The 16,332-nt window shown below is 71.9% G+C and carries 18 protein-coding genes; 6 read left to right on the top strand and 12 right to left on the bottom strand.

Going from position 1 to position 16,332, the window contains the following annotated elements; genetic code table 11:
* The first annotated feature begins 33 nt into the window (after positions 1-33).
* Positions 34-1,194, top strand: coding sequence for an Mrp/NBP35 family ATP-binding protein (locus OHS57_RS25270; protein WP_041984794.1), 1,161 nt, complete (start codon positions 34-36; stop codon positions 1,192-1,194).
* Positions 1,195-1,311: 117 nt separating this feature from the next.
* On the opposite strand, the gene OHS57_RS25265 is transcribed toward OHS57_RS25270, so the two are convergent.
* The 5 genes from OHS57_RS25265 to sigE form a co-directional block, all read right to left on the bottom strand.
* Entirely contained in the window at positions 1,312-1,986 is a 675-nt protein-coding gene (locus OHS57_RS25265; RefSeq protein ID WP_107070053.1) for a hypothetical protein, read from the bottom strand.
* Positions 1,987-2,102: 116 nt separating this feature from the next.
* Positions 2,103-2,567: a sec-independent translocase gene (locus tag OHS57_RS25260; RefSeq protein ID WP_041984799.1), complete on the bottom strand. Its 465-nt coding sequence runs from the start codon at positions 2,565-2,567 to the stop codon at positions 2,103-2,105.
* 95 nt (positions 2,568-2,662) lie between these two features.
* Complete coding sequence (locus tag OHS57_RS25255) at positions 2,663-4,168, bottom strand: S1C family serine protease (RefSeq protein WP_328583433.1); 1,506 nt, start codon at positions 4,166-4,168, stop codon at positions 2,663-2,665.
* Positions 4,169-4,353: 185 nt separating this feature from the next.
* Complete coding sequence (locus OHS57_RS25250) at positions 4,354-5,286, bottom strand: anti-sigma factor family protein (RefSeq protein WP_328583432.1); 933 nt, start codon at positions 5,284-5,286, stop codon at positions 4,354-4,356.
* Complete coding sequence (gene sigE, locus OHS57_RS25245; RefSeq protein WP_198533213.1) at positions 5,283-6,044, bottom strand: RNA polymerase sigma factor SigE; 762 nt, start codon at positions 6,042-6,044, stop codon at positions 5,283-5,285. Before sigE ends, OHS57_RS25250 begins: the two co-directional genes overlap by 4 nt.
* A gap of 183 nt (positions 6,045-6,227) precedes the next feature.
* Between sigE and OHS57_RS25240 the strand changes: the two genes are divergently transcribed.
* Complete coding sequence (locus OHS57_RS25240) at positions 6,228-6,863, top strand: O-methyltransferase (RefSeq protein WP_241778736.1); 636 nt, start codon at positions 6,228-6,230, stop codon at positions 6,861-6,863.
* Between the two features lie 168 nt (positions 6,864-7,031).
* On the opposite strand, the gene OHS57_RS25235 is transcribed toward OHS57_RS25240, so the two are convergent.
* The gene (locus OHS57_RS25235) at positions 7,032-7,199 is read right to left on the bottom strand and encodes a DUF3117 domain-containing protein (protein ID WP_003966491.1); all 168 of its coding nucleotides are present in this window, start codon (positions 7,197-7,199) and stop codon (positions 7,032-7,034) included.
* Between the two features lie 257 nt (positions 7,200-7,456).
* On the opposite strand from OHS57_RS25235, the gene OHS57_RS25230 reads away from it, so the two are divergent.
* Positions 7,457-8,260 (top strand): enoyl-CoA hydratase/isomerase family protein, encoded by an 804-nt coding sequence (locus tag OHS57_RS25230; RefSeq protein ID WP_328583431.1) that lies wholly within the window; start codon positions 7,457-7,459, stop codon positions 8,258-8,260.
* A 706-nt stretch (positions 8,261-8,966) separates the two neighbouring features.
* Here OHS57_RS25230 and OHS57_RS25225 read toward each other — a convergent pair.
* Together OHS57_RS25225 and OHS57_RS25220 are read right to left on the bottom strand one after the other, a co-directional pair.
* On the bottom strand, positions 8,967-9,551 hold the full coding sequence (locus OHS57_RS25225; protein WP_041984812.1) for a DNA-3-methyladenine glycosylase I: 585 nt from the start codon (positions 9,549-9,551) through the stop codon (positions 8,967-8,969).
* Positions 9,548-9,901 carry a DivIVA domain-containing protein gene (locus OHS57_RS25220; RefSeq protein ID WP_041995174.1) on the bottom strand — a complete coding sequence of 118 codons (354 nt, stop codon included), beginning with the start codon at positions 9,899-9,901 and terminating at the stop codon, positions 9,548-9,550. The genes OHS57_RS25225 and OHS57_RS25220 overlap by 4 nt, the downstream gene beginning before the upstream one ends.
* Positions 9,902-10,003: 102 nt before the next feature.
* Between OHS57_RS25220 and folP the strand changes: the two genes are divergently transcribed.
* Positions 10,004-10,876 carry a dihydropteroate synthase gene (gene folP, locus OHS57_RS25215; RefSeq protein WP_041984816.1) on the top strand — a complete coding sequence of 291 codons (873 nt, stop codon included), beginning with the start codon at positions 10,004-10,006 and terminating at the stop codon, positions 10,874-10,876.
* Between the two features lie 45 nt (positions 10,877-10,921).
* Here the strand turns inward: folP and OHS57_RS25210 are convergent, their stop codons facing one another.
* Together OHS57_RS25210 and dapE are read right to left on the bottom strand one after the other, a co-directional pair.
* Positions 10,922-11,671, bottom strand: a complete 750-nt coding sequence (locus OHS57_RS25210) for a TIGR00730 family Rossman fold protein (RefSeq protein WP_041984819.1) — start codon at positions 11,669-11,671, stop codon at positions 10,922-10,924.
* A 123-nt stretch (positions 11,672-11,794) separates the two neighbouring features.
* A complete protein-coding gene (dapE, locus tag OHS57_RS25205; protein WP_041984822.1) occupies positions 11,795-12,874 on the bottom strand; it encodes a succinyl-diaminopimelate desuccinylase in 1,080 nt (359 codons plus the stop codon).
* A gap of 96 nt (positions 12,875-12,970) precedes the next feature.
* Here dapE and OHS57_RS25200 point away from each other — a divergent pair, with 96 nt between their 5' ends.
* Both OHS57_RS25200 and OHS57_RS25195 read left to right on the top strand, forming a co-directional pair.
* Positions 12,971-13,939 carry a hypothetical protein gene (locus OHS57_RS25200; RefSeq protein ID WP_328583430.1) on the top strand — a complete coding sequence of 323 codons (969 nt, stop codon included), beginning with the start codon at positions 12,971-12,973 and terminating at the stop codon, positions 13,937-13,939.
* A 265-nt stretch (positions 13,940-14,204) separates the two neighbouring features.
* Complete coding sequence (locus OHS57_RS25195; RefSeq protein ID WP_328583429.1) at positions 14,205-14,624, top strand: ATP-binding protein; 420 nt, start codon at positions 14,205-14,207, stop codon at positions 14,622-14,624.
* A gap of 99 nt (positions 14,625-14,723) precedes the next feature.
* Here the strand turns inward: OHS57_RS25195 and dapC are convergent, their stop codons facing one another.
* Both dapC and fdxA read right to left on the bottom strand, forming a co-directional pair.
* The gene (gene dapC / locus OHS57_RS25190; protein WP_041995176.1) at positions 14,724-15,818 is read right to left on the bottom strand and encodes a succinyldiaminopimelate transaminase; all 1,095 of its coding nucleotides are present in this window, start codon (positions 15,816-15,818) and stop codon (positions 14,724-14,726) included.
* Between the two features lie 138 nt (positions 15,819-15,956).
* Positions 15,957-16,277 (bottom strand): ferredoxin, encoded by a 321-nt coding sequence (gene fdxA / locus OHS57_RS25185; RefSeq protein WP_018845645.1) that lies wholly within the window; start codon positions 16,275-16,277, stop codon positions 15,957-15,959.
* Positions 16,278-16,332 lie beyond the last annotated feature (55 nt).

Below are 16,332 nucleotides of genomic sequence, written 5' to 3'. Positions count from 1 at the left end.
GTCCGGCGGTACGCGGCGCCGTACCATCTCGGTATGGCTACCGACACGTACGGAACCACCCTCCCGGCGGAAGACGCGGTGCGCGACGCGCTGGCGACGGTGAACGACCCCGAGATCCACCGGCCGATCACCGACCTCGGCATGGTCAAATCGGTGGACATCGGGTCGGACGGCGCGGTGGCTGTCACGGTCTATCTCACGGTGTCCGGCTGCCCGATGCGCGACACCATCACCAACAACGTCACGGAGGCGGTCACCCGCGTCCCCGGGGTCACCCGGGTCGATGTGACGCTCGACGTGATGGGTGACGAGCAGCGCAGGGAGCTGGCGGCCTCGCTGCGCGGCGGCACCCCCGAGCGCGAGGTGCCCTTCGCCCAGCCCGGCTCGCTGACCCGCGTCTACGCGGTGGCCTCCGGCAAGGGCGGCGTCGGCAAGTCCTCCGTCACGGTCAACCTGGCGGCGGCGATGGCGGCGGACGGGCTGAAGGTCGGCGTGGTCGACGCCGACATCTACGGGCACAGCGTGCCCCGGATGCTGGGGGTCGACGGCAGGCCCACCCAGGTCGAGAACATGATCATGCCGCCGTCGGCGCACGGCGTGAAGGTCATCTCCATCGGTATGTTCACCCCGGGCAACGCGCCGGTGGTGTGGCGCGGGCCGATGCTGCACCGCGCACTCCAGCAGTTCCTCGCCGACGTGTACTGGGGCGATCTGGACGTGCTGCTGCTCGACCTGCCGCCGGGCACGGGCGACATCGCGATCTCGGTGGCGCAGCTCGTGCCGAACGCGGAGATCCTGGTCGTCACCACCCCGCAGCAGGCGGCGGCCGAGGTCGCCGAGCGGGCGGGCTCCATCGCCGTACAGACCCATCAGAAGATCGTCGGCGTGGTCGAGAACATGTCGGGCCTGCCGTGCCCGCACTGCGACGAGATGATCGACGTCTTCGGTACGGGCGGCGGCGCTGCGGTCGCCGAGGGCCTGACGAGGACGACGGGTGCCACGGTGCCGGTGCTCGGCGGTATCCCCATCGACGTACGGCTGCGCGAGGGCGGCGACGAGGGCAAGCCCGTCGTGCTGTCCGACCCGGACTCGCCGGCGGGGCAGGCGCTGCGCGGCATCGCCGCCAAGCTGAGCGCCCGTCAGCGGGGCCTGTCGGGCATGTCGCTGGGGATCACCCCGCGCAACAAGTTCTGAGCGGTTCGCCGGGAGACGTACAGAAGGCGTTATACGGGTGAGGGCGGCCGGTCGACCGGCCGCCCTCACCCGTATAACGCCTTCATGTGTCTCGCGTGCCTCGGGTACGGCTCTCGGCTACGACCCCGAGTTGGCGTACGAGGCGATGTCCTCGATCACGGCGAAGCCGAGACCGTACGCGCTCATCCCCCGGCCGTACGCGCCGAGGTGCACCCCGCTCTGCGTCGAGCCGGCCAGCACCCAGCCGAACTCGGACTCGCGGTAGTGGAACGGCGTCGGCACCCCGTCGACCGGCAGCGAGAGCGCCGACCACTCAGGGCCCGTCAGATCGTCCGCGACCTCGAACGCCGCTTCCGTCTGCTGGTCCAGCCAGTCGTCACGCAGCGAGTGGTCGAGCTGTGCGGGCCAGGTGGCCGACAGCAGGCCCGAGCCGGCCAGCCAGGCGGCCGACGAGGCCGTGGTGGCGTCCAGCTGGCCCGTACCGTCACCGCTGCGCCGCTCGGGGCTGCCCGCGACCGTGACGACGACGGCGAAACGTTCCGTGTCCGCGCCTGACGCGTCCGGTCTTATCGACGGCTCGTCGCCGTGGCCGATCGCGCCGTGCTGGACCGTGCCGTCGGCGGCAGCGCCGACCTGCATCAGCCTGCGCGGTCCTGTGAACGCGTCGTCCAGCCCGTACCAGGGGAACGTGGCCCGCAGATACCCGTCGATCGTAAGCCGGGCCGCTGGCACCCCCTCGTCAGTCGATGAGCTGAGCGCTCCCCGCTCGCCTACCCGACTCGTGGTCTCCATCTGTCCGGCCGCCTCCTCGTATCCGACGTCCGAAGCGGCCCGCCCCCGACGGGCACCTCACTACCGGACAGTTGGAGGATAGCCACCCCGTACCGGCTCGCCGGTACAGGCCGGGCTCAGGTGGCGTCCGCGTCGAACGGCGGGCGCTCGCCCTCGTCGGGCTTGTCGCGCTTTTTCAGCAGGTCGGGAGTGGTCGAACCGGACGATCCGTTGGCCGAGGAGACCGGAGCCGACGGTGTGTCGGACGCGGCGTCGGCGTGGCTCTTGACCGCGTCGGTGACCTCCGCCATCTCCTTCTTCAGGTCGAAGCTGCTGCGGATCTCCTTCAGCCCCAGGTCGTCGTTGTCCATCAACTGCTTGCGGACGAACGTCTTGGGGTTGAGGTCCTCGAACTCGAAGTCCTTGAACTCGGGACCCAGCTCGGAGCGGATGTCCTGCTTCGCGCTCTCGGAGAACTCACGGATCTTCCGCACGAAGCGCGCGGCGTCCTGGATGACCTTGGGCAGCTTCTCCGGGCCGAAGACGATCACGGCCAGAACCGCGAGCGTGACCACCTCAAGTGCGCCTATGTCATTGAACACCTAGCTGCTCCTTGTGTTCTCCGCTGTGGGTCGAGGGCCCGGGGCTTTTACACGGTACCCGCACCAACTGTCCCCGCGGTACCTCCCCACGGGGGTCATGTCCCTTCGGCGGATCCCAGGACCAGCGTGACGGTGCTCGACCGGCCCGACCTGAGCAGCGTCAGCCGCAGCCGGTCACCGGGGCGGTGGGAGCGGATCTTCACGATCAACTCCTCCCCGTTGTGCACCCGGTCGCCGTCCACGGCCGTGATCACGTCGCCCTGCTTGATGCCCGCCTTCGCCCCGGCGCCGCCCGCCGCCACGGCCGGTCCGCCGTCGGCCGCCTTCGGCGCGACGCGTGCGCCGTCGCCCGCGTACTCGGTGTCGAGCGTCACGCCGATCACCGGGTGGGTGGCCTTGCCGGTGTTGATGATCTCCTCGGCGACCCGCTTGGCCTCGTTGATCGGTATGGCGAAGCCGAGCCCGATGGAGCCCGACTGGCCGCCTTCGAGGCCCGCGCCGTTGTCGGCGGCGCGGATGGCGCTGTTGATGCCGATCACCTCGGCCTTGGTGTCCACCAGCGGGCCGCCGGAATTGCCGGGGTTGATCGGCGCGTCGGTCTGCAGCGCGTTCACATAGCTGACGTCGCTGCCGTCGCCCTTCTCGCCGCCCGCGGTGATGGGCCGGTCCTTGGCGCTGATGATCCCGGAGGTCACCGTGTTGGAGAGGTCGAAGGGGGCGCCGATGGCCACGACCGGATCGCCGACATGGACGTTGTCGGAGTTGCCGAGGGGCATCGGCTTGAGCCCGGAGACCCGGGTGACCTCGACGACGGCGAGGTCGTAGCCGCTGTCCTTGCCGACGAGCGTCGCGTCGGCGCTCTCGCCGCCGCTGAACGTGACCGATATCTCACCGTTGGCGCCGGCTGCCTCGACGACGTGGTTGTTCGTCAGGATGTGTCCGCGCGTGTCGAGGACGAACCCGGTGCCGGTGCCCTCCTCGCTCGGCCCGGTGACATGGAGGGTGACGACGCTGGGCAGCGCGCTGGCGGCGATGCCCGCGACACTGTCCGGCGCGCGGCCGCCGCTGTCCCGGCCGGCCTGCGGAAGCTTGATGTCGGCGAAGCCGCCGTCCCGTTCGATGTACGCGCCGACGGCGCCGCCGAGGACACCGGTGACCAGCGCCAGGACGACGGCGGCCGCGAGACCGCCACGGCGCCTGCGGCGCGGCGGGTCGGGCTGGGTCAGGATCTGCGGCGGCTGCCCGCCGGGACCGCCCCAGGGGTCGTAGCGCAGCCACTCCGACGTCTGGGGTGCCTGGAGTGTCTGGGATGCCTGGGGTGCGGCCTGCGGGGCGGGCGGCGGCGGAGGCGGATACGAGTGCGCCGGACCCACTTGCGGCACGGGAACGCCGTGCGGCGGCGTCGTGGGCGGCAGTTGGACGGGCGGCGCGGGCGCCCAGGGGCCGGGGCCGCCGTAGGGCGGGGTGCTGTACGGGTCCGGGTCGTGCAGGGGCTGCTGACGCGGCGGCGGGACCGTAGGGGCCGCGTCGGCGGGAGCGGCGGACTCCTCGTCGGCCACCGGGACGTCGGCGGTGGTGTCGGTGGCCTCTCCGGTCGTCACCGGCGGCCGTCCCTCGTCGGGACGGCCGTCGTCACCGGCGGCCGTCCCTCGTCGGGACGGCTCCACCACTGCGCCGTGCGTCCGGTGGGCTTCCCGTCGTCCATGCTCTCCCCGCAGACTGCCGCTCCGCGCCCCGGCGAGGGCACCCTGGTGAGGATTCAACCAGGTTCGGGAACCGGTGCCGCTCAGTGCCGGGAAGAAATCCGCTGGGCGGGCTGTGACGGCGCCGTGAGCTGCGGGGAGCGCGGGGTGGTCGTCACGGGAAAGGTCTTGTCGACGGCGTCGAGCTGGAGGGCCGGACCCGTGGACCGTATGAGCGGGGTCAGCCGCGCGCTGTTGAGCACCGCCGAGGAGAACGACTCGGTGGTGAACGCCCGTGTCGACAGCGCCTGCGCCGTCGGCAGGTTGAGCGGTGAGACCGGCGTACGGTCCGTGACCTGCGGCAGGATGCCGCCTCCGCCGCCTTGGCGGCGGCCGGACTCGGCGACGGTGCCGGCCGGGGCCGTGTTGCCGGGGGCGCGCATCGGGGTCACGCCCACACCGCGCGGCAGCGGGGCGTCGGCCGCCGAACCGAGCGGCATCGCGCCACCGAGCGCCATCGCGGCGAACGAGACGGCGCTGGCAGCCGCGAAGGCGAACCTGCGGCCACGCCACGGGGAGCGCTCCGCCTCCTGGCGGCCGACCTCGTGGATACGGAAACCGGAACCGGAACCCGGGCCGCCGGGCAGAACGCCGCCGTGAGCGCCTGCCGGGGCGTAGCTGAAGCCGCCGGTACGCAGACCGCCGCCGAAACCGCCGGCGCCGCTGCCGAAGCCGGCCGCCTCGAAGAGGCCGCGCTGGTCGGGGCCGCGTCCCTCGTCGTCATCGTCACGGGGCGGCCCGCCACCGGGCAGCCCCTGAAGTCTGGCGAGGAAACCCTCGGACGGCGACGGCGGGGCGGCCTCGGCGAAGACGCTCTTCAGCCTGCGCTGGGCGTCCGCCTCGGCCTTGCATTTGGCGCAGGTGGCCAGATGGGCCAGCACCCGCTCCCGCGCGTCATGCCCCAGCTCGCCGTCCACGAGGGCAGCGAGGCGGTCCCCCAGATGCTGCTCCGCGGGGGTCGGGCTTGAGCCACTCACGCCGTTCCGCCCTCCCCTGCCACGCTGACGAAGGAACGCTGCTGCTCGGCACGTGCCTCGGGGGAACGGTGCTGCAGGGCCTTGCGCAGATGTGAGCGACCGCGGTGGATCCGGCTGCGGACGGTGCCCAGCTTGACCCCGAGCGTCGCCGCGATCTCCTCGTACGACAGGCCCTCGATGTCGCAGAGCACCACGGCGGCGCGGAACTCGGGCGCGAGGGTGTCCAGCGCCTGCTGGACGTCCGCGTCGAAGTGCGTGTCGTGGAAGACCTGCTGCGGGGACGGCTCACGGCTGGGCAGCCGCTCCGCCGCGTCGTCGCCGAGCGCGTCGAACCTGATCCGCTGCTTGCGGCGGACCATGTCGAGGAAGAGATTGGTGGTGATGCGGTGGAGCCAGCCCTCGAAGGTGCCGGGCGTGTAGGTCGACAGCGAGCGGAAGACGCGGACGAAGACCTCTTGGGTCAGATCCTCGGCGTCGTGCTGGTTGCCCGTCAGTCGGTAGGCGAGGCGGTAGACCCGTCCGCTGTGCGTGCTGACGATCTCCTCCCAGCTGGGAGGCGTCCACGCCTGCGATTCCGCATCCGATGCGAAGGTCGCAGTAACTGCGGAGTCGGTCGGGCGAGAACGGTCAGCAATGTTGGTCACGGATTTCGGCTCACCTGCCGACCGCAGAAAGCGCCTGAGCACTCCCCTCCGATCCACAGCCGCAGCCGCACCTCCCCTATCGGCTCTGGTGGTGTCCAGTGGAGCCCCTACCATAGCCACCTCGCCCGTTAGCTCCGGATAAGAATCTTTACGCGAATTTGGGCCCGCGACTTCGTCTTGATCCGTCTGTTGATCCGCCTGTGTCCGCCCCTACATAACGACTGGTCCCATCTGCGGGTTCCCGAGCCCAGCGGATACAGTCACCGTTGCGCCGCCAACGGGGACAAGGAGAGGGTCATTACCGCCAACCGGCAGACGAGCTGGGCGTTCGCCGACGCCTTTGTCGCCGAGGACGAAGCACTGCGCTGGGCCCGTGACAGGGCCCGGGAGAGCGGGCTTCGCTCGGTGTCTCCAGGCACCGGCGCCGCGCTGCGTCTGCTCGCCGCCACGGCGGCGGCGAAGTCGGTCGCCGAGATCGGTACGGGCACCGGCGTCTCCGGTATCTATCTGCTCCAGGGGATGCGCCCCGACGGCGTCCTGACCACGGTCGACACGGAACCGGAACGCCAGCAGTTCGCCCGGCAGGCGTTCCGCGCGGCCGGTTTCGCCGGCAACAGGGCCCGCTTCATCCCGGGCCGCGCCCTGGACGTCCTGCCCAGGCTCGCGGACGGCGGGTACGACCTCGTGTACTGCGACGGGGACCGGCTGGAGTCGCTGGACTATCTCGCTGAATCGTTGCGTCTGCTGCGGCCCGGCGGACTGGTGTGCTTCGAGGGCGTGTTCGCCGACGGCCGTACGGTGGACTCGGCGGCGCAGCCGGCGGAGGTGCTGCGGCTGCGGGAGCTGCTGCGGACCGTGCGGGAGATCCCGGAGCTGGTCCCGTCGCTGTTGCCGGTCGGGGACGGGTTGTTGTGCGCGGTGAGGCGGGCGTAGCGGTTCGGCCGCGCCCCCGGAGCCCGAGCCCCCTCCCCCGCCTCCGCGCCTCCGCACCCCTTCGCGGACATGGCACTGCCCCGGCGCGGACGGTACTGGTCCGCGCCGGGGCAGTGATGGTGTCGATCCGGGGGTGACCCTCGACCCCGAAGACTGTGAGCGTTCCGCTCAGCCGACGACCTTCTTGAGCGCGTCGCCGAGTGCGTCCGCCTCGTCCGGAGTCAGCTCGACGACAAGCCGACCGCCGCCTTCGAGCGGAACGCGCATGACGATGCCCCGCCCCTCCTTGGTCACCTCGAGCGGGCCGTCGCCCGTCCGCGGCTTCATGGCCGCCATGCTCGTTCCCCTTCCTGAAACCAGCTCATCGCAGCCGGCGGCCCCATGACAGGCGCTGTGTCACCGGCATCGAACACATTGCTTCCAGGTCATTATCCCGCATCGCGGGACCCCATGACCAACATCGGTCGGCATCGCTTGCGCAACGCGCTCACGCAAAACGACTCAATTCGGCGATCCGCCTGCGATACTTCGCCGCCGTTTCTCCGCCATGCTGGGCCCGGACACCGATGCCGCAGCCGAGAAGGGACCTGATCATGGCCGACACCGTGCTCTACGAGGTGAGTGACGGACTCGCAACGATCACGATCAACCGGCCCGAGGCCATGAACGCGATGAACATCGCGGCGAAGGTCGCCCTCAGGGACGCCCTGGAGGCCGCGGGAGCCGACTCGGCCGTACGGGGTGTCCTGCTCACGGCGGCGGGCGACAGGGCCTTCTGCGTGGGTCAGGACCTCAAGGAACACGTGGCGCTGCTGACCGAGGACAGGAAGACGGGCGCCGGCGCGACGATGCGGACGGTGAGCGAGCACTACAACCCGATCCTGCGGGCGATCACGGGCATGCCGAAGCCGGTGGTCGCGGGCGTGAACGGGGTGGCGGCGGGGGCGGGGATGGGGTTCGCCCTGGCGGCGGACTACCGGGTGGTCGCGGACTCGGCCTCCTTCAACACGTCCTTCGCGGGCGTGGCCCTGACGGCCGACTCCGGCGTCTCCTGGACCCTGCCCCGCCTGGTGGGCCGCAGCCGCGCGACGGACCTGCTGCTGTTCCCGCGCTCGGTGCGGGCGCAGGAGGCGTACGACCTGGGCCTGGCGAACAAACTCGTCCCGGCGGCCGACCTGGCCCCCACGGCACTGTCGGTGGCCCGCACCCTGGCCGATGGCCCGACGGCGGCGTACGCGGCGATCAAGGCGTCGCTGGCGTACGGGGCGGAGCACACGCTGGCGGAGACGCTGGAGCGGGAGGACGAACTGCAGTCGGCGGCGGGCGCGTCGGAGGACCATGTGATCGCGGTGGAGGCGTTCTTGGCGAAGGCGAAGCCGAAGTACGTGGGCCGCTGACCCCTACGCGGGGACGTTTCCCCACCCCGCCCCTCCCCGAACCGGGGCTCCGCCCCGGACCCCGAACGCCGACCGTTGCGCGGCGGCGGGGCAGGGGTGGGCGGGGGCCCGATGCCGGGGCTCGGCCCCGAACCCCAAGCGTTGCCCGCCCCGCTGGGCAGGCCCCGCGTCAGATGCCGGGCGCGGCATGCGGGGCTCCGCCCCGGGCCCCGCACGCCCGCCGCTTCGCGGCGGCGAAGCCTGCGCGCCGCAGGCCGGGCACGGCGGCCCACCGCCTGGGGGTCCGGGGCGAAGCCCTGGTTTCGGGACCCCGCCCCTCCCCGAACCGGGGCTCCGCCCCGGACCCCGAACGCCGACCGCTACGCGGCGGCGGGGTAGGGGTGGGCAGGGGTCCGATGCCGGGGCTCGGCCCCGAACCCCAAGCGTTGCCCTCCCCTCGGGGCGGGCCCCGGGTCAGTGCCGGGCCCGGTACGCGGGGCTCCGCCCCGGACGCCGCGAGCCGGCCGCTTCGCGGCAGCGAAGCCTGCGCGCCGCAGGCCGGGCACGGCGGCCCACCGCCTGGGGGTCCGGGGCGAAACCCCGGTTTCGGGAAGGGGCGGGATCGGGGAAAGGCACCGGCGCGGCGAAGCTCGCGCCACGGGGGGTCCGGGGGCCTGCCCCCGGTTTCGGGGAGGGGCGGGGCTGGGGAAAAGGCTCCGCGCAGCGGCTAGCGGTCTCGGGTGAAGCAGTCCGCCAAGTGGTCGTTCACCAACCCGCACGCCTGCATCAACGCATACGCCGTCGTCGGCCCCACAAACCTGATCCCCCGCTTCTTCAGGTCCTTCGACAGCGCCGTCGACTCGTCCGTCACCGCCGCCACGTCCGCCGTCGTCCGCGGTGCCCGGCGCTTCGCCGGGTCCGGGGCGTAGGACCAGATCAGGGTGGTCAGTTCACCGGGCTCCCAGTCCGTCAGGACACGCGCGTTCGCCAGCGTCGCGTCGACCTTGGCGCGGTTGCGGATGATGCCCGGGTCGGCGAGCAGGCGTTCCCTGTCCGCGTCGGTGAACTCGGCGACCGCGGCGATCTTGAACGAGGCGAAGGCCGCGCGGAACGTCTCGCGGCGGCGGAGGATCGTGATCCAGGACAGGCCGGACTGGAACGCCTCCAGGCAGAGCCGCTCGAAGAGGGCGTCGTCGCCGCGGACCGGGCGGCCCCACTCCTCGTCGTGGTACGCCACGTAGTCCTCGGACGAGAGGCCCCAGGGGCAGCGCGGCAGCCCGTCCGCGCCTTCGACGACGCCCGTGCCGCTCATCGCCCCGGCTCTTCGCCGGGGCGCTTGAACAGGTCGGGTGACGAGACCGCCGTGGCCTGCGCGCCGGCCAGCGCCGATTCCAGCTCGGCGATCCGGGCGTCCCGCTCGGCGAGTTCCGCGCCGAGGCGGGCGAGGACGTCGTCGACGTCCGCCATCCGGTAGCCGCGGGCCGAGACGGGCAGCCGTACGGCGTCCACATCCGCGCGGCCGACCGGGCGTGTCATCGGCAGCGGGTCCACCAGTTGTTCCGGTGCGGTGTCCGTGAGGACGGCGCTGTCGCCGCCGCCGACGACGGCGAGCGTCACGGCGGCGACCACCACGACCATCGCGACGATCAAGAACAAGAACAGCACGATCTTCTCCCGGGGCCGGAAAACGTCCGGTGCCGATGGTGTCACGAAGACCGTTAAGGTCGCAGGCGGGCCGACGTGACCATGAGGAGGACGAGCGGGATGCGCGGTGGGACTCTGCGGCTGGGGCGCCGGGAATTCGGCGAGCACGAGCAGGTGATCATGGCCATCGTCAACCGCACCCCGGACTCCTTCTACGACCAGGGCGCGACCTTCGACGACGAACCGGCCCTGGACCGCGTCGAGCTGGCCGTCGCCGAGGGCGCGGCGATCATCGACATCGGCGGGGTGAAGGCAGGCCCCGGCGAGGAGGTCGGCGCCGCCGAGGAGATCCGCCGTACGGTCGGCTTCGTGGCCGAGGTGCGGCGGCGCCACCCCGATGTGGTGATCAGCGTCGACACCTGGCGGCACGAGGTCGCCGAGGCCGTCTGCGAGGCCGGCGCCGATCTGCTGAACGACGCCTGGGGCGGCGTCGATCCGGCACTGGCCGAGGTCGCCGCCCGGTACGGGGCCGGTCTCGTCTGCACCCACGCGGGCGGCGCCGAGCCGCGCACCCGGCCGCACCGCGTCGCGTACGACGACGTGATGGCGGACATCCTGCGGGTCACGGTCGGTCTCGCCGAGCGCGCGGTACGGCTGGGGGTGCGCGAGGACGGCATCCTCATCGACCCCGGCCATGACTTCGGGAAGAACACCCGGCACTCGCTTGAGGCGACCCGCAGGCTGCCCGAGATGACCGAGACCGGCTGGCCGGTGCTGGTCTCGCTGTCCAACAAGGACTTCGTCGGCGAGTCCGTCGACCGCCCGGTCAAGGAGCGGCTGATCGGTACGCTCGCGACGACCGCCGTCTCGTCCTGGCTGGGGGCGCGCGTCTACCGCGTCCACGAGGTGTCGGAGACCCGGCAGGTGCTGGACATGGTCTCGGCCATCGCTGGCCTGCGACCCCCGGCGGTCGCCCGCCGAGGGCTCGCCTGAGGCAGCCGGCCGTCACCGCCCGTCAGGCGGTGCGGCTCCGCACGGCTACTTCCCCGTCTCCTTCGTCACCAGCGCGACCGCCTCGTCCACATCGTCCGTCAGGTGGAACAGCAGCAGGTCCTTCTCCGACGCCTTGCCCTGCGCCACCACCGTGTCCCGCAGCCAGTCGACAAGGCCGCCCCAGTACGCCGTCCCGAACAGCACGATCGGGAAGCGGGTCACCTTGCGGGTCTGCACCAGCGTCAGCGCCTCGAACAGCTCGTCCAGCGTGCCCAGACCGCCCGGCAGTACGACGAATCCCTGGGCATACTTCACAAACATCGTTTTCCGAACAAAGAAGTACCGGAAGTTCACCCCGATGTCGACGTGCGGGTTGAGCCCCTGCTCGAAGGGCAGCTCGATACCGAGGCCGACGGAGACGCCGTCCGCCTCCCGGGCCCCCTTGTTGGCCGCCTCCATCGCGCCGGGGCCACCGCCCGTGATCACCGCGAAGCCCGCCTCGACCAACGCCCGGCCGATCCGGGTGCCCGCCTCGTACTCCGGCGAGCCGACGGGGGTACGGGCGGAGCCGAAGACGCTGATGGCGCTGGGCAGTTCGGCGAGTGCGCCGAAGCCCTCCACGAACTCCGACTGGATCCGCATCACCCGCCACGGGTCGGTGTGCACCCATTCCGAGTCGCCCTCGGTGTCCAACAGCCGCTGATCGGTGGTGGAGGACTGCACCTGTTCGCGTCGCCTGAGCACCGGACCGAGCCGCTGCTCCTCCGGCCTCTGCGTTCCCTCAGGCATGCCCATGACCTGTTCCTTCCGCCGCTGAACCGAAAGCTTTCCCCCGTTCCGGCCAGGTTAGGTCCAAGGACGTGACGAACAGCGAAATTCCGTCCGTCGGTCCGGCGGAAGCACCGTCCCCCGCCGTTCTCAAGCGGTCAGCCAGCCGCGCAACTGGTCCTCGCACCGGGTGATCCGCTCCACCACGACCCGCTCGTCACGCTTGTGGGCGAAGACCGGGTCGCCGGGGCCGTAATTGACCGCGGGCACACCCAGCGCGCTGAACCGCGCGACGTCCGTCCAGCCGAACTTGGGCCGCGCCGTGCCGCCCACCGCCGCCATGAAGGCCGCGGCAGCCGGGTGCGAGAGTCCGGGCAGCGCGGCGCCCGAGTGGTCGTCCACGGTGAACTCGGCGACCCCGCAGCCCTCGAACACCTCACGGACGTGCGCCAGCGCCTCATCGGCGCTGCGGTCCGGCGCGTAGCGGTAGTTGACGACGACCGTGCACGCGTCGGGGATGACGTTGTTGGCCACACCGCCCTCGACGCGTACCGCGTTGAGTCCTTCCCGGTACTCGAGCCCGTCGATGACCGGCCGGCGCGGCTCGTACGCGGCGAGGCGGTCCAGGATCGGCGCCGCCGCGTGGATGGCGTTGGACCCCATCCAGCTGCGCGCGGAGTGCGCGCGCTCGCCCTCGGTACGGAGGATGACCCGCAGGGTGCCCTGGCAGCCGCCCTCGACCTCGGCGTTGGAGCCTTCGAGCAGGATGGCGAAGTCGCCGGTCAGCCAGTCGGGGTGGGCGTCGGCCACCCGCCCGAGACCGTTCAGGTCGGCGGCGACCTCTTCGTTGTCGTAGAACACGAAGGTCAGATCGCGGTTGGGCGCGGGCACGGTCGCGGCGATGCGCAGCTGGACGGCGACGCCCGACTTCATGTCGGTGGTCCCGCAGCCCCACAGCACACCGTCGTCGTCCAGCCGCGACGGCACGTTGTCGGCGATCGGCACGGTGTCGATGTGCCCGGCGAGGACGACCCGCTCCGCGCGACCGAGCTGGGTGCGCGCCACGACGTTGTTGCCGTACCGGTCGACGGTGAGATGCGGCAGTGTGCGCAGCGCCTGCTCGATCGCGTCGGCGAGCGGCTTCTCGGTCCCGCTGACGGACGGGAAGTCGACAAGCCAGGCGGTGAGCGCGGGCCCGTCCGATGTGAGGTCAAGAGCGGTCTCAGACATGCTGGTGACCCTAACTCCCCCGCGCACCGGGCCCCCGGCTCCCGCCGCCTCCACGGGCGGGGAACGCGGCCCCTCGCGGCACAGTACGGTGACCCCGTGTCCCAGACCGCCTCCCCCGCCTCCGCGCCCCGGCGCCGCCGTCGCCCGCTGCGTATCGCCGCCGCGTTCCTCGTGCTGCTCGGTGTCGCCGCCTATGTCATCACCCAGTACGTGACCGGCGGGCCGCACTCGCAGCAGTGCAAGGTCGTGGCGAAGAATCCGGGGGACGACAAGGCGTCGTACGAACTCAGCCCGGAGCAGGCGGCCAACGCGGCGACGATCTCCGCCGTCGGGACCACCCGCGGTATGCCGGAGCGCGCGGTGACCATCGCGCTGGCGACGTCGCTCCAGGAGTCGGCGCTGCGCAATCTGGACCACGGGGACCGGGATTCGCTGGGGCTCTTCCAGCAGCGCCCGTCGAAGGGGTGGGGCACGGCGGCCCAGATCGTCGATCCGGTCTATTCGTCCGGGCAGTTCTACGACCATCTCGCCAAGATCCCCGGCTATTCGCGGCTGCCGCTGACGGTGGCGGCGCAGCGGGTCCAGCGCAGCGGTTTCCCGCAGGCGTACGCGAAGCACGAGCCGGACGCGACGCTGCTGGCCGCCGCGTTCACCGGCAGGGCAGCCGCCGTGCTGACGTGTCCCGCGCCGGCCCCCGCGGTGGCGGGCGACCCGAAGAAGGTACGGGCGGCGCTGGTGAGCAACTTCGGGCGGAAGGTGCTGCCGCAGCCGGATCCGTCGCAGGCGCCGGCGTCCGAGGAGGTCGGCGGCCCGGCCGGCCCCGAGGTGTCGGTGCCGGTGGACGCCCTGCCCCCCGCCGAGGGCGGCAGGCGCGGCTGGGAGCTGGCGCAGTGGGCCGTCGCGCAGGCGGCCGAGCTGCACATCTCCGAGGTGGGCTACGCGGGCCGGGTGTGGAGCGCGGCAAAGGCCGACCAGGGCTGGCGCCGTGCGGACGACGGGTCGTCGAAGGCGAAGGCCAAGGCGGAAGAGGCCTCGAACGACGTGCGGATCCGGATCGCGCAGTAGTACGGCGGATCGCCCGCAGGGGGTGGTCGTGGCATATCCGGCCGGCAGATTCGAAGGATGACCAAATCCCGTGCCGGGCCTGCGAAGTGACGGTTCGGCAGGCGATACGGAACACAACCGTTTGCCCGTTTTTATCCGTACCTGATAATGCGACGCATTACCAACTCTTTACGTACGGTCACCGCAACCCGTATGCCCCCCTGAGCGGTTGTCACAGTGTCCGATCGACGGACAAGCACTGTTTCTCTCCCGTCAAAGGAGCATCATGTCCCTCCCCCTGACCCGTCGGATCGCCCGTGCCGCACTGCTCATCGCGGCTGGCGCAGCTCCCGTGGTCGGTGCGGCCGGCTCCGCCGGTGCCGCGACGCTGCCGCAGGCCACCGACCTGAGCGCGGTGACCGCGCTGGACGGTGCCTCGGTCGGCAACAGCATCGACAGCGGCGCGCAGAGCGCGACCGACGTGGCGGGCAAGGCCGGCGGCGCCGCTGTCGAGTCCGCCGTCCCGGCTGCGGGCAAGACCGTCGGGAGCGCGGCGAAGACGGCGACCCCCGCCGCGCAGAAGGTGGCGGGCGACACCGCGGGCAGCACCGGTGAGGTGCTGGGCCAGACCACGTCGACCGCGGCGCAGGGCGCGGCTCCGGCCGGCGGGCTCGGCGGCGGCCTGCCGGCTCTGCCGATCGGCTGACACCGGCGTAGCGCGGCGAAGGGCCCGGGGAGCTTCCGTCTCCCCGGGCCCTTCGCGGTCGTTCACGGTCGTTCGCGGCGCCACGGCACCGGCCGGCGCTCAGCCGAGTCGCTTGACCGCGGCCTCGATCCGCTCGTCCGTCGCCGTCAGCGCGACCCGCACATGGCGCTCGCCCGCAGGCCCGTAGAAGTCACCGGGGGCGACCAGGATGCCCAGCTCGGCGAGGTGCGCCACGGTGTCCCAGCACGGCTCGTCGCGCGTCGACCAGAGGTACAGGCCCGCCTCGCTGTGCTCGATGCGGAAGCCGTGCGACTCCAGCGCCGCGCGCAGCGCGATACGCCGGGCGGTGTACCGCTCCCGCTGCCGGGCGACGTGTTCGTCGTCGCCGAGCGCGGCGACCGTCGCCGCCTGCACCGGCGCCGGCGTCATCATCCCGCCGTGCTTGCGGATCTGGAGCAGTTCGCCGAGCACGGCCGCGTCGCCCACCAGGAAGGCGGCCCGGTATCCGGCCAGGTTGGAGCGCTTGGAGAGCGAGTGGACGGCCACCAGGCCCTCGTACGTGCCGCCGCTGACGTCCGGGTCGAGCACCGAGACGGGCTCGGCCTCCCAGCCGAGTTCCAGGTAGCACTCGTCGCTGACGACCAGCACGTCGTGCGCGCGCGCCCAGCCGACGATCCTGGTCAGTTCGTCCTTGGCCAGCACCGCCCCCGTCGGGTTCGACGGCGAGTTGAGCCAGAGGACCTTCAGTCCCGCCGGGTCCAGCTCGGTCGGGTCGTCGTACGGGACGGGTTCGGCGCCGCAGAGCCGCGCCCCCACCTCGTACGTCGGGTAGGCGAGCCGCGGGTACGCGACCCGGTCGCCCGCGCCGAGGCCGAGCTGCGTCGGCAGCCAGGCCACCAGTTCCTTGGAGCCGACCACCGGCAGCACGTTCGAATGGGTCACCCCGCGCGCGCCGAGCCGCCGCACGGCCCAGCCGGTCAGCGCGTCCCGCAGCGCCTTCGTGCCCCAGACCGTGGGATAGCCGGGCGAGTCGGCGGCGCCGGCCAGTGCCCGCTGGATCAGTTCGGGGACGGGGTCGACCGGGGTCCCGACGGACAGGTCCACGATCCCGTCCGGATGGGCCTCGGCAGTCGCCTTGTAGGGCTCCAGCTTGTCCCAGGGGAAGACGGGCAGGCGGGCAGAGACTGCGGACACGGTGCTCACTCTTTCTCGTACGGACGTGCTCGTACCGGCGTCCGCCTGCGGGCGGGCTCGTGCCGCCGGCTCAGGCGGACGCCAACGCCTCAGCCCCGTACGGCGAGCAGTGCCGTACGGGGCCGGTGCGGTGCGCTGTCAGCCGTTCTGGGGCGGCAGCGCGGCGATGAAGGGGTGGTCGCGCTCGATGAGACCGAGCTTCGAGGCACCGCCGGGCGAACCGAGTTCGTCGAAGAACTCCACATTCGCCTTGTAGTAGTCCTTCCACTCGTCCGGGGTGTCGTCCTCGTAGAAGATCGCCTCGACCGGGCAGACCGGCTCACAAGCCCCGCAGTCGACGCATTCGTCCGGGTGGATGTACAAGGACCGGGAGCCCTCGTAGATGCAGTCGACCGGACACTCCTCGATGCACGCCTTGTCCTTGACGTCGACACAAGGCTGCGCGATGACGTAGGTCACGCTGTCGTTCCTCCTCGATAGGGCGGCGGCGGGCCGATGTGCGGCTCCGTCCACA

This window comes from Streptomyces sp. NBC_00370 (assembly GCF_036084755.1).
Taxonomy (GTDB): domain Bacteria; phylum Actinomycetota; class Actinomycetes; order Streptomycetales; family Streptomycetaceae; genus Streptomyces.
This window is presented reverse-complemented; position numbering and strand designations above follow the sequence as displayed.

Bases quoted from the DNA above. Each gene is read 5' to 3' on its own strand.
- OHS57_RS25225 (WP_041984812.1), bottom strand. From the start codon at position 9,551: ATGAGCGGCACGGGCGTCGTCGAAGGCGCGGACGGGCTGCCGCGCTGC.
- OHS57_RS25195 (WP_328583429.1), top strand. From the start codon at position 14,205: ATGTCCCTCCCCCTGACCCGTCGGATCGCCCGTGCCGCACTGCTCATC.
- OHS57_RS25270 (WP_041984794.1), top strand. From the start codon at position 34: ATGGCTACCGACACGTACGGAACCACCCTCCCGGCGGAAGACGCGGTG.
- OHS57_RS25210 (WP_041984819.1), bottom strand. From the start codon at position 11,671: ATGGGCATGCCTGAGGGAACGCAGAGGCCGGAGGAGCAGCGGCTCGGT.
- sigE (WP_198533213.1), bottom strand. From the start codon at position 6,044: ATGGTAGGGGCTCCACTGGACACCACCAGAGCCGATAGGGGAGGTGCG.
- folP (WP_041984816.1), top strand. From the start codon at position 10,004: ATGCGCGGTGGGACTCTGCGGCTGGGGCGCCGGGAATTCGGCGAGCAC.
- OHS57_RS25230 (WP_328583431.1), top strand. From the start codon at position 7,457: ATGGCCGACACCGTGCTCTACGAGGTGAGTGACGGACTCGCAACGATC.
- OHS57_RS25265 (WP_107070053.1), bottom strand. From the start codon at position 1,986: ATGGAGACCACGAGTCGGGTAGGCGAGCGGGGAGCGCTCAGCTCATCG.
- OHS57_RS25235 (WP_003966491.1), bottom strand. From the start codon at position 7,199: ATGGCGGCCATGAAGCCGCGGACGGGCGACGGCCCGCTCGAGGTGACC.
- dapE (WP_041984822.1), bottom strand. From the start codon at position 12,874: ATGTCTGAGACCGCTCTTGACCTCACATCGGACGGGCCCGCGCTCACC.